Below are 11,712 nucleotides of genomic sequence, written 5' to 3'. Positions count from 1 at the left end.
TAATTTATACAACGAAATAAGATTACATTTATCTTTAGACTATAAAACACCAAATATGGTATATCAATTAACAGTGTAAAAATCAATTTTAACCTGTAGCCATATTTCAGGACAAGACATTACCAGAAACCGCTAACCAATGATAAAGTTCTTTAGAAAAACTCGCCAAAATTTACTTATGGAAAACAAAACTGGAAAGTATTTGAAATATGCCATCGGCGAAATTGTACTTGTGGTTATTGGAATTTTAATTGCTTTGCAGATTAACAATTGGAATGAAGGGAGAAAAGAAAAAATCAATCAGCGGTCTGTGCTCTCTAATCTATTACAAGACCTGAAATCAGATTCCGTTTCCTACAGCATAAATCTTAAAGAACTTAAAGATGTCGATTTTTTACAGGAACAGTTATATAAAATAGGCGTAAAAAATGATAGCACAATTGTTATAAAGAATCCTAGTATTATCAGATTTTTACCTTATTACAATCCAATAACTAAAGACAATGATCCCTTTTTAGCGACAAAAATCACCAATGATGACATTAGAAAAGAAATATTAATCTATTTCAGGAAAATGAAAGATATGGACGATATATACTCTGATCTAGACGACGTTATAAAAACAAAAATGCGCATTTATTTAGGAAATAAAAAAATGTACAAGCTTACCAATTGGTTTGAAAATAAATATAAAAATACAGCCGTAGTGGACTTATCTTACGATTTTATCGATAGTTCAGAACTCATAGCGATTTCAAAAGACACCGAATTCCAGCAGATACTTTTTGAAGCCTCTTTAAAAATTGTAAACAACATTGATGTTTTAGAAATATTAATAAAGCAAAATGCCCATTTAATCAGTATTATTGAAAATGAATTGAATAAAAAAAAATAACGAAAGCACAACACCGGGTATAATTAATTGCTTTGGCAAGTGCCTATTTGGAAAATTCCTTCGGAATTTTCTCTGGTTCGTTTTTGTTTACTAAATTAGGTACTTAAACACGCCACTAATCTTACACAAAAACGTTGTGCTTCATTATCAGAAACCGCTAACCAATGATAAAATTCTTCAGAAAAATTAGACAAAAAATGCTAACTGAAAACAAATTCAGTAAATATTTACTTTATGCTATTGGCGAAATAATCCTCGTGGTCATTGGGATTTTGATTGCTCTCTCAATAAACAATTGGAACCAAGACAAACAACAACAAAAAATATTAAATAATATTTATGCAACCATCAAAGCAGATTTACAGCAGGACATCCTAAATATTGATGATATTATCACTATTTCGCAACCTATAGAAAAAGATTATTTGGCAATTATTAATCAAACAAGAAAAAAAGAAGACTTTAAGGATTGTAAATCTTGCAAATATGTAAATTTTGGATATCCCGACATAAGCCTTAGAAAAAACGGCTTTGAACTTTTACTAAATTATAATCAGCAAAACAACACTTCCAATGGTTCTTTATCAATAAAATTAAATAGTTTATATGTAGATTTATCTAATAAAATTTCAATCAAAATAGAGGAACTAACTGTAAACAATAATTCCTTTGCAGAAATTGTAATGACTACACAACCATGGTTTGCTGATTTTAGTTTTTATGGTGACGTTTATTATAGTGATGATTTTATTGAATATGCCTTAACCGATTTTGGTTATAGAAATAGAGCTAAAAACAGTTATGACTTGTATTTTAATAGATATATCCCTTATTTAAAAGAGTATAAAATCAAAAGTTCAGAAATCATTGATTTGATAGATGAAAAATTAGAAAATGAATAAACTATTTTAAAAATGACGAACCAATAACCAAAAGATTTCCGCTTTCTCGGGAAATAAATATGATAAAATTCTTTAGAAAAATTAGACAAAATATGCTGACTGAGAATAAGTTTAGCAAGTATATGCTTTATGCCATTGGAGAAATAATTCTTGTCGTTATTGGAATTTTGATTGCGCTTTCAATCAATAATTGGAATGAGGGAAGAAAAGAATCTAACTTGGAATTCGAAACATTATCTGGTCTGTATAATGACATAGCTAATAATAAAATCAAGATAGATAATATGATTTCGAGAGATTCAATAATAATTACAGGAAATCAACACATACTTTCTTTATTACAAGATGACAATTCATCCTTTAATGATTCACTTCAATTTAGCTTTGGGAATATAAACAGATATGATGTATTTTTCCCTCAACAAATGGCATATGAAACACTAAAATCTAAAGGTCTTAATACTATAAAAAACGATTCATTAAGAACACAAATTATTGAACTGTATGATGAGACTTACTTTATTAATTCACACATTAGAGATTTAAAAAGTGATATTTACACGAATACAAATAGTATATTGAATAAGAGGCTTTTTACAACAAAAGATATTGACCATAAAATCCCTAACAATTATAATGACCTAAAACAAGATGCCGAATTTTTAAATACGTTGTCTCATATTACTGCTGAAAACAAAAACTTTCTGAACTATACATATATGATGTTAGAAAAAACTATTTCTGTAAGAGACGAAATTGGAAAAGAAATTAAAAGATTAAAAAAATAACGAAAGCACAACAATGGCTATAAGTAATTGCTCGTTATCGCTTACTTTGGAAATTCCTGCGGAATTTCCAACTCGGTGTGTACTTGTAAAGTTTCGTGCTAACCCACGCAACTACTCATAGCCGAGACCGTTAGCAGTTATTATGACCCGTCCTGAATAAAGGCTACATAATTTTAAACATTATGTACAAAAAAAAACCATATTGGTATAGATATTTAAGATATGGATTGAATTGTATTTTATATCGCTTACTTTTTCCTGTTGGTACAGAAAGTGATGATTTTGGCAAGCAGTGGAGAAAAGATTAATTATTGTTTTAAATAAAATAACATTTAGACGTACTCATTATTAACAACCTGTTACCATCCAAAGCAACATTAGGTCTAAATATACTCCTGATAATTAAAGTTTTTTGATACTCAACAATCCCCATAGTTTTGATTTTACTATCATGAAGATTATGTAATACAAATAAGCATTTTTGTAATACAAAGTTATTTAAATGTAATACACAGTGTACCTAATTAATGTGAGGTTAGTTTTTCTTTATTCTATTAACCGTACAATCAGTACAACATCACTTTACCTGCATGTACTTCCATATTATCATCTATCTACCAAAAGAAAGTATCTCCAATCCATTTTTAGCAGCTCCAATGAAATACCACTGTAATACATGATTGACATCTGAGGGATCAAAGTATTGTAATAAATATTTTATGAAGTTGTTGTTGTTGTTGTTGTTGTTGTTGTTGTTGTTGTTGGTAGTGGTGGTAGACTTCCTCAAAACCCAGTAGATTTTCAGAATGAAAATTAGGTAATACACTTTTTTAATCATAAGCTGATAATACAATTGACAGACTACCTTTTGGATTTAAATGATTAGCATATTTTATTTCTCTGTCACAACACCCAATGTTTACATCTAAATATCTTTTACTATCTGAATCTAAATAACGCACTGATGTTTTTTGCCACAAGATGCACAGACATATTTTATTAAAATAGTATTTGTAATACATATAATTCGTAACGTTCGTATCTATTAGAAATATTACGAACGTTACGAATGGTTAATTCTTTTCTATATTTAATTTTTCAAACAAATACTCTAAAGCATCCTCATCAGTAAACTCGGGTGATTGTATTTTATCCTTTTTCTTCAAAGGTTTTGGAATCAAATCAGATTTGAGCATACGATATAGCTTGACACGTTCCTCTTTCGGAAGTGCCTGAGCTACTTTATATACTATTGATGCATCCATTTTCAATCTAAGCTGCTAATCTTTTAATTGCATTTCTTACAGTGCCTTCGCTGATTCCTAAACGAGAAGCTATTTTGAGTATTTAGTAATCCCTCTTCTTTAAATTCCATAATTGGCTTATCTTTTTCTGAAATATCAGATGATCTATTGCATTACAAATACTCATAATCAACGAAATAAGCTTCAAATTGAAGTTTTAAGAAATCATTGGATTTTTTAATTCTACATACAACGACATTTTCAGAATGAAATACCTGTTATGTATTATGTTGCTTTCTTCCTTTATTTAGTTCATTTAATTTTGGAAGTAATACTGTTGTTTGTTTCTCCATAATTATATCAGGATATAATGATTAGCGATTAGTAATTCACGTAAATGCTCGGATACCTTTTTACCCTTTAGTTTGGCTTGTTCTTCAATTGCCTCCCTTAGGTCATCATCAATTCTAATTGTAATACCTTTTTTTTTCATAAGTTTAGATTTATATTAATTATGTCTCTGAACTACAAAGGTATACTACCACCCATAGACGTCGTGCGGTTATGGTCGGTTATGGTCGGTTGTGGTCGGTTGTGGTCGGTTGTGGTCGGTTGTGGTCGGATGTGGTCGGATAAAGTCTAAAAAAGTTGAAATTTCTTTTATTAGTATAGGAATTTTCTGTAATAAAAATATTAAAAAAAGAAAAAGCCATTGATATTTATCAATGGCTTTTTCTTTTTGTAAGACATATTTTAATAATGTATTACATAATATTAGAATGTTTTATTTTAGAAATTTTGAATAATCGTCAGGTAAGGCTGCATCTATATCTCTTAAATACTTTTCCAACGCTTCCATAGTATTATGACCAGTTATGAGCATCAATTTACTTTTAACTTCATAAGGAGACATACCTTTCGCAAACTCTCTATAAAGCATCGTAATAAATGTATGTCTAAAACTATATAGTCCATAATCAACCCCAAGCTTAAAGTAATCTTTTACTTTTTTAAATCGTTTTGTAAAGTAATCACGTTTATTAGCTTCACTAATATCCCAAGCTCCTCCTATCTCAGTTGGAGTGAAAATAAAATCCTTGTCATTACGATCAGATAAATTTGGAATTGAAGAGATTAAGATATTTGGAATAATCTTAATTTTAACAGCTTTATTTTTAGCCTTGACATAGAGTTTTTTATCAATTAAGTCAACATCTTCAATCCTTAGTCTACATACTTCTATCGGTCTAAGAAAATTATATGAAATAAATTTCACGAACAAAAGCAAAATAGGATCATGCTGCTCCATATACTTGTATATATCTTTTTGTTGCTGTGGCTTATATGTTTTATTACGTTTTGGTACTGACTTAAGGATATTAATTTTCTTTATAAAGTTTTCTGATATAACGTCATTATCTTCTAACGTTTGAAAAAATGAACCAATATCGATACGTGCATTATTTCTGTTTCTCGCACTTGTACCCTGTAATACACTATTAAGATATTGTATTACCGTTTTTTTCTTTATTGAAAGAATGGAATCATTACCATCATAGTCATTTTCTTGAAGCCACTTAAAGAACCGATTTATCCTGCTTTTAAATTTGGGATAAGAATTTTCATTAAGTACTTTCTGCTTAATCTTCAAAACAAGTTTAACAGAATCATCTATCGACAATTCATTATTGTCCTTTTTAACTTCCGTGACCAATAATATACTTTTAACCTGAGTAGTTTCTGGAATCGTATCAATAGAAGGAACTTTGCCAACTAAAACATCTTTTACCTGTGAATTATCATCACTATATGGATTAAAACCGGCTTCCAATATATTATGAAGCTGTCTTTGTATTGGCTTTAGAATTTTAAGCCTATGTGATTTCGTAGAATAACTATTGCAATTCCCTTTAATATTGATTTGCCTGTTTAGTTTATTTGTTTCTGGATTTCTAAAGGAATAATATACATACCAATCTTTTTTAAGCGCAACCTCTTGTTGCTTCTTGGTTAGCTTAGACCATTTTGAAATATCAACACCACCAGTAAAAATTTTTGGTTCTGAAAACTTTGATTTCATATTAAAACTGTGTACTGAATCGTGTACTTGTAATAAAAAGCTATGAGCTGAAGTCATAAAAAAACGGATTGTGAGAACACAATCCGTTGATTTCGAAAACTTTCGTCTTAGTAGCGGGAACTGGACTCGAACCAGTGACCTTCGGGTTATGAGCCCGACTCAGACCGCTTTTTCAACACAAACACTGGGTGTTCAAGCTGGTAATTTTATGTAATCGTGTTCAAAACCGTGTTCATGATTTTGTTTACGAGATTAAACAATATATTACCCCAAAGGTATTTTTTTTCGCATATAATCCTGCCATTTTATCAGAATATATTTACATACATTATGTTCCTCTCTTTTTAGAAAACCATATTCATATACAAATAAATAAACATCACCTTTTTTATTCTTCCAATAGTGTGTGAAAAAATTGGGATTAAACCCCTTTTTAATTAAAACTTGAGCTCTTACTGTGACCTTACCTCCTTTATTATATGCCTTTAATATTTTACGATTAAGCTTTAATTGGTTATCGACTTTATTATAAAATCGCTCTGGTTGTTCTTTTGCTTGTTGATATTGATAACCACTTTTACATTGTGGATCGCAAAATTTCTTATCAGTTCTACCTACTAATAGTTTCTTACAATGTAAACATTCTTTGTGAAATCTCATAAGATTTAAATTAAACGTATTTTATACGTATCCTATTCGAATAAGATACGCCTAAATCAATTGAATTAGTTAATTTCATAAAAAAACATGCAACTACAGAAAAGTATAACCCTAAAACATTTACTTATAAATCAAAAGAAATGTATTGGCCTTCAATTTAACACAAATAAGATTATACAAGCACTTGTTAACTCATTACCAAATGTATCTTGGAGCAAAGAATTTGGTGTATTCTACGTTTCGAACAATAAAAATAACTTAGATTTAATATATAAAACTTTTCATGGTGTTGCTTGGATAAATGGAAACTATTTCTTTTCCGATAAGATTATAAATATAGATAATCCCGAACTTAATCTGGATCGTTTTAGAAACAGAAAACCAAAAGATAATTTTAAGCCTTGCCCCGAAGAGTATTTACTAAAGCTAGAACTTAAAAGATACTCGGATAATACTGTTCGTAACTATGTTTCTTGTTTTGAGTCTTTCATAAATTATTTTTATGACAAAGACCCAATCACTCTAAATGAAATAGATGTTAGAAAATATTTACAAAAGCTTATTCAGGAAGGAAAATCGAACTCTTATGTGAATTTGGCAGTTAATAGTATTAAATTCTTTTACGAAATTGTCCATGGAATGCCCAATAGATTTTATTCCATTGAAAGACCAAGGAAAGAAAAAAAACTACCTGAAGTTTTATCTAAAGAAGAAATCATAAAAATTATTAATAGCACTAATAACAATAAACACAAGTGTATTGTAGCTCTACTCTATTCTTCTGGACTTCGAAGAGGAGAGTTATTGAGCCTTAAGGTGACGGATATAGATAGTAAAAGAATGGTTGTAAAAATCAACAATGCAAAAGGAAATAAAGACAGGATTTCTATATTAAGTCCGAGTATTCTGAAAGACCTACAACTATATTATAAAGAATACAGACCTAAAGAATATCTCTTTGAAGGTCAAAACGGAAGTAAATATAGTGCTACAAGTGTTTTAAAAATAATTTCAGTGGCAGCAAAAAAGGCAGGTATTTTGAAAAAAGTTTCACCTCATATGTTAAGACATAGTTTTGCTACACATCTATTAGAAAATGGAACTGACATTAGACATATTCAACTATTATTAGGTCATAGTTCTACTAAAACTACAGAAATATATACTCACGTAGCCAATCGATCATTCATGGAGATCAAAGATTTACTATCTTAGCGTTATAATGTGGATATAGACTATAGCGTATATCCAATTGTTGCCAACAATTAAAGAATTACGTTAAATTTAAACCGACTTTATCTAAAATGATTAAAAAAAGAGTGATAATAATTACAATAATTTATTTGTTAATTAACTCTGCAACATTTTGGATGATTAGAAATGGTCACCTTCCAATACACGGAAGTTTTAATGTTCTACTTTCTTTAATGTTTTCAAAAATTTTTGGAATTGAAAATTTTTTAATTGGTTCCTTAATATACCTGACGGGAACAACGATTGTGATTTATGGACTTTCAGAGTCCGCGAAAAAAAAATATGAAATAGTTCTTTTAATAATTTTAGTATTTGGAATTTCAATTCCTTTCTTAAATTTAAATGGATTATGAAATTGGACTAAAATATTAATCAAACGGAATTTATAAATGTTACGAAAAACAAATCTAACCGTGTAAAACAACTCTTGCGGAATTGAAAAGCTGAACGGAAATATAAGTCGGAATTGATTGCTAGCTTGTTTCTCTCGATTTTTTTTTAGCATTTTAAGAAGGGATAAACAAAAAAATAACTGTTGGCAACACCGTGTATAATTAATTGCTTTATTGAGCTTACTTGCGAATATTCCTGCGGAATATTCACAGGTTCGTAAATGTTTACTAACTTAGTTGCTTAACCACGCAACTAACCATACACAACAACGTTGGCAACAAGCTGAGCAAATCAAGAAAATGAAGTTATTAATTTGGACATTCTTACTATTTACGAACATCACGATTGCTCAATCGAATGAAAAATTTCCATCTGAATCAATAACAAAAAAATTAACCGAATTATCTGATAAAAATTCAATTGTCGGATTTTCAGTCGCTATTGTTAATCGAGATAGTATTTTATATGCCAAAGGTTTTGGCTATTCCGACAAAGAAAAAAAAACACTCTACACAAAAAACACAGTACAACCAATTGCATCTATCTCTAAAACTTTAGCAGGAGTTGCTTTAATGAAAGCACAAGAAATGGGAAAACTTAATTTGGATGATGATATAAATGAATATCTACCATTTAAAATTATTAATCCTTATTTTCCAAATAGCAAAATAACAATCCGAAATTTGGCTACACATTCTTCCGGATTGCAAGATTCACGTAATTATTCAAAGACAATGATTGTTAAAGACTTTTGTAGTCTACCAAAAAAAACAAGAAAATTTCTTTCAAATAATTGGTGTAGAAAATGTGAAGACAACAAAGATATTCCGATGATTGACTTTATCAAAAATATTTATAGTCTTCAAGGAGATTGGTATAAGAAAAAACATTTTCTAAAAAATCCTTCTGGCACTGCATATAAATATACCAACAACAATACAACAATCGCAGCATACATTATTGAACAAGCTACAGGAGAAAAGTATAATGATTTTATAAAGAATAATATTATCAACCCATTACAAATGACAAATTCAAATTGGGTTTTTGAAGAATCACCATCTGATAATGTCTCAAGTCTTTATGCCAATGATATTTCTTTACCTGAAATGCAAGATATTACTTATCCTGATGGAAGTTTTGTTACCAATGTTGTTGATTTTGGAAATTATCTGTCCTCAATGATTAATGGATATTCTGGAAATAATAATATTCTAAATTCAGACAGTTATGAAGAAATGATGACTCAACAAATCGATGGAGAATTTGAATCAGGAATTTTTTGGGAAGTATATTCTAAATGGATTGGGCATAGTGGAGAACACGCAGGAACTTCAACTTATGCTTATTTCGATAAAGAAAATTTAGTTGGTTATATTTTATTTGGGAATACGACAGACACAAAAAACTTACAAGAAGAAGAACTAGAAATTATTAGAGTTCTGAAAAAATATTCAACTGAATAAAGCCAGTTGCCAACAACGTGTATAATTAATTGCTTTGGTCGTTGCCTATTTGGAAAATTCCTTCGGAATTTTCTCGCGTTCGTTTTTGTTTACTAAATTAGTTGCTTAAACACGCAACTAACCATACACAAAACCGTTGCCAACAATGCTGGAGCAAGTTTGCAGATTGAAAAAAGACTAGTTTTATTTTCGATTTTTTTTAGAATTTTAAGAAAGTAAAATCAGAAAAACTATGTTGCGGAATTCTGAAAATCACGATAAATTCTCACTCAAATGCGGAATGAAAAGCAACGTCGGAATCGCTCACTCAAAATCTAACTGAATTACTGTGCGGAATTTGACAAAATTATGGAAATGCGGAAAACGGAACTGAATACAAAATAACGTCTGACTTCCACTCTGCCGAAAAAATAATAGATCGGAATTTGAGCAAGTTTGCGGAATTGAAAAGCTGACGAATTGACTCGAACTATAAAAAGAAAAATACTGAAATAAAAAAAAGCACAGTTGGCAACAACGTGTATAAAAAATTGCTAAATTAGTGCTTAACCAAAGGGAGTTGCATTTTTGTTACGTCTGATTTTCCTGCGGAAAATCCTCGCACACAAAAACGCAACTTTCCATACACAAGACCGTTGTGCAACATTTGAGAAAAACCTATGCCAAAAATATTAATTACAGGAAATGGATTTGATTTAAGCTTAGGTTTACCTACATCTTATAGCGATTTTATTAATATATTAAACTCACTTCACAATTACGGAGATATTGATTTTGACTCTGTTTATAGTAACAGTTCCAATTATGAACAAATAACTGAAAAATATAAAGTGTTTAGTTTCGATTATGAAAAAATCGAAACTTTAAAAATTGAAATTCAAAATAATTTATGGTTCCAGTTTTTCCAAAACGAATTGGAAATAGAAACTTGGATTGACTTTGAAAATAAAATTGAATATGTATTAAATAATCTATTCACATCTGTAAAATACATCAAAGACAATATATTTTCAAAAGGTTCACTCTCTGAAGATAAAATAAATTATAAACCATTGCTATTTAATAATGACGTTGAGATATTACAAGTACTAAAGAGATTTAATATAATTACTCTAGATGCAAATTTTGACATCACTTTAAATGTAAATTACCTTATTAAAAAATATGATTTCTTTATAGATGTAGACCTAAATAAAATAACTCAAAAATTAATAGAGGAATTAAAAGACTTTAAAAAAATATTCAATTTATATTTTGAGGTTTTCGTATTTCCATTTTATGACAATCAAAAAACTAGAGTTGACAAAAGCTTGTTTTTAACAATAACAAAACACTATACATTTAATTACACACCAACTTTTGAGAAAATCTATAAAAAAGTAAATAAGACAAGTTTTTTACACGGAAAAATTGATTCAGATTCCAATGAAATTGTTTTAGGCATTAATGAAATTCCAAATGATGATTTAGATAAGAGATATTTTTTACCATTTACTAAGTACTATCAAAAATTAAATAACAATACTGATTTTGAATTTATTACTGACTTCGAAAAAAGAAAGAATTCAAATTTTCAATTTTTCTTTTTTGGTCATTCTTTAGATACTTCAGATGAAGATTATATTAATGAAGTATTTGACTTTGTGAATAATTTAAAATCAAAAATTAAAACAATTGTAATTATACATCACAGTAAAGCCTCTAAGTCTAAGTTATTGATTAATCTCTTGAACATAAGAGGGAAAGATGATATACAAAGACTAATGCGAAGTAAAAATCTTATATTCTTAAATATTGACTCGACTGAATTAAAAAGAGAATTGAGAAAAGATATTTCGAAACCACCACCAATATCAATAAGATAAAAACGTTGCACAACACCGTATATAATTTATTGCTAGTTCTAGCCTACTTACGAAAATCCTCGCGGATTTTAGACTGCACCCAAAAGCTTAGACAAATTTATAATTAATTTTGACAATAATTAGCTCGATATTCAATCGGGCTCATTCCATTTAGATTTAGTTTAA

Annotated in this window: 15 protein-coding genes and 1 pseudogene; 8 read left to right on the top strand and 8 right to left on the bottom strand. The window is 29.1% G+C overall.

Annotated features, from left to right (window positions below; all coding sequences use genetic code 11):
• Window positions 1–178: 178 nt before the first annotated feature.
• From IM744_RS20430 to IM744_RS20830, 4 genes are all read left to right on the top strand, one after another.
• The gene (locus tag IM744_RS20430; RefSeq protein ID WP_194510026.1) at window positions 179–895 is read left to right on the top strand and encodes a DUF6090 family protein; all 717 of its coding nucleotides are present in this window, start codon (window positions 179–181) and stop codon (window positions 893–895) included.
• A gap of 164 nt (window positions 896–1,059) precedes the next feature.
• Entirely contained in the window at window positions 1,060–1,797 is a 738-nt protein-coding gene (locus IM744_RS20425; protein ID WP_194510025.1) for a DUF6090 family protein, read from the top strand.
• A gap of 59 nt (window positions 1,798–1,856) precedes the next feature.
• Entirely contained in the window at window positions 1,857–2,585 is a 729-nt protein-coding gene (locus IM744_RS20420) for a DUF6090 family protein (protein WP_194510024.1), read from the top strand.
• A 182-nt stretch (window positions 2,586–2,767) separates the two neighbouring features.
• Window positions 2,768–2,893: a hypothetical protein gene (locus IM744_RS20830; protein ID WP_262893019.1), complete on the top strand. Its 126-nt coding sequence runs from the start codon at window positions 2,768–2,770 to the stop codon at window positions 2,891–2,893.
• Window positions 2,894–2,901: 8 nt separating this feature from the next.
• Here the strand turns inward: IM744_RS20830 and IM744_RS20960 are convergent.
• The 8 genes and pseudogenes from IM744_RS20960 to IM744_RS20390 all read right to left on the bottom strand — a co-directional run.
• A pseudogene (locus IM744_RS20960) lies at window positions 2,902–3,093 on the bottom strand (DUF6371 domain-containing protein); the annotation flags it as partial.
• Window positions 3,094–3,195: 102 nt separating this feature from the next.
• Complete coding sequence (locus IM744_RS20415; RefSeq protein WP_194510023.1) at window positions 3,196–3,372, bottom strand: hypothetical protein; 177 nt, start codon at window positions 3,370–3,372, stop codon at window positions 3,196–3,198.
• A 43-nt stretch (window positions 3,373–3,415) separates the two neighbouring features.
• The gene (locus tag IM744_RS20955; protein WP_379660206.1) at window positions 3,416–3,607 is read right to left on the bottom strand and encodes a hypothetical protein; all 192 of its coding nucleotides are present in this window, start codon (window positions 3,605–3,607) and stop codon (window positions 3,416–3,418) included.
• Window positions 3,608–3,658: 51 nt separating this feature from the next.
• Window positions 3,659–3,850, bottom strand: a complete 192-nt coding sequence (locus IM744_RS20410) for a hypothetical protein (RefSeq protein ID WP_194510022.1) — start codon at window positions 3,848–3,850, stop codon at window positions 3,659–3,661.
• Window positions 3,851–3,857: 7 nt separating this feature from the next.
• Window positions 3,858–3,923 (bottom strand): hypothetical protein, encoded by a 66-nt coding sequence (locus tag IM744_RS20950; protein ID WP_394355010.1) that lies wholly within the window; start codon window positions 3,921–3,923, stop codon window positions 3,858–3,860.
• Between the two features lie 261 nt (window positions 3,924–4,184).
• Entirely contained in the window at window positions 4,185–4,322 is a 138-nt protein-coding gene (locus IM744_RS20400) for a ribbon-helix-helix protein, CopG family (protein WP_194510021.1), read from the bottom strand.
• A 291-nt stretch (window positions 4,323–4,613) separates the two neighbouring features.
• Window positions 4,614–5,966 carry a tyrosine-type recombinase/integrase gene (locus tag IM744_RS20395; RefSeq protein ID WP_194510020.1) on the bottom strand — a complete coding sequence of 451 codons (1,353 nt, stop codon included), beginning with the start codon at window positions 5,964–5,966 and terminating at the stop codon, window positions 4,614–4,616.
• Between the two features lie 207 nt (window positions 5,967–6,173).
• The gene (locus IM744_RS20390; RefSeq protein ID WP_194510019.1) at window positions 6,174–6,569 is read right to left on the bottom strand and encodes a hypothetical protein; all 396 of its coding nucleotides are present in this window, start codon (window positions 6,567–6,569) and stop codon (window positions 6,174–6,176) included.
• An 87-nt stretch (window positions 6,570–6,656) separates the two neighbouring features.
• Between IM744_RS20390 and xerA the strand changes: the two genes are divergently transcribed.
• From xerA to IM744_RS20375, 4 genes are all read left to right on the top strand, one after another.
• The gene (gene xerA / locus IM744_RS20385; protein ID WP_194510018.1) at window positions 6,657–7,784 is read left to right on the top strand and encodes a site-specific tyrosine recombinase/integron integrase; all 1,128 of its coding nucleotides are present in this window, start codon (window positions 6,657–6,659) and stop codon (window positions 7,782–7,784) included.
• A gap of 89 nt (window positions 7,785–7,873) precedes the next feature.
• Window positions 7,874–8,176 (top strand): hypothetical protein, encoded by a 303-nt coding sequence (locus tag IM744_RS20590; RefSeq protein WP_206694528.1) that lies wholly within the window; start codon window positions 7,874–7,876, stop codon window positions 8,174–8,176.
• 339 nt (window positions 8,177–8,515) lie between these two features.
• A complete protein-coding gene (locus tag IM744_RS20380) occupies window positions 8,516–9,682 on the top strand; it encodes a serine hydrolase domain-containing protein (RefSeq protein ID WP_194510017.1) in 1,167 nt (388 codons plus the stop codon).
• 659 nt (window positions 9,683–10,341) lie between these two features.
• On the top strand, window positions 10,342–11,547 hold the full coding sequence (locus tag IM744_RS20375; protein WP_179340038.1) for an AbiH family protein: 1,206 nt from the start codon (window positions 10,342–10,344) through the stop codon (window positions 11,545–11,547).
• Window positions 11,548–11,712 lie beyond the last annotated feature (165 nt).

Source organism: Psychroserpens luteus, from assembly GCF_015319355.1.
Taxonomy (GTDB): Bacteria; Bacteroidota; Bacteroidia; order Flavobacteriales; family Flavobacteriaceae; genus Psychroserpens; species Psychroserpens luteus.
The sequence above is the reverse complement of the archived record's forward strand: the minus strand, read 5'-3'. Positions and strand labels throughout refer to the sequence as shown.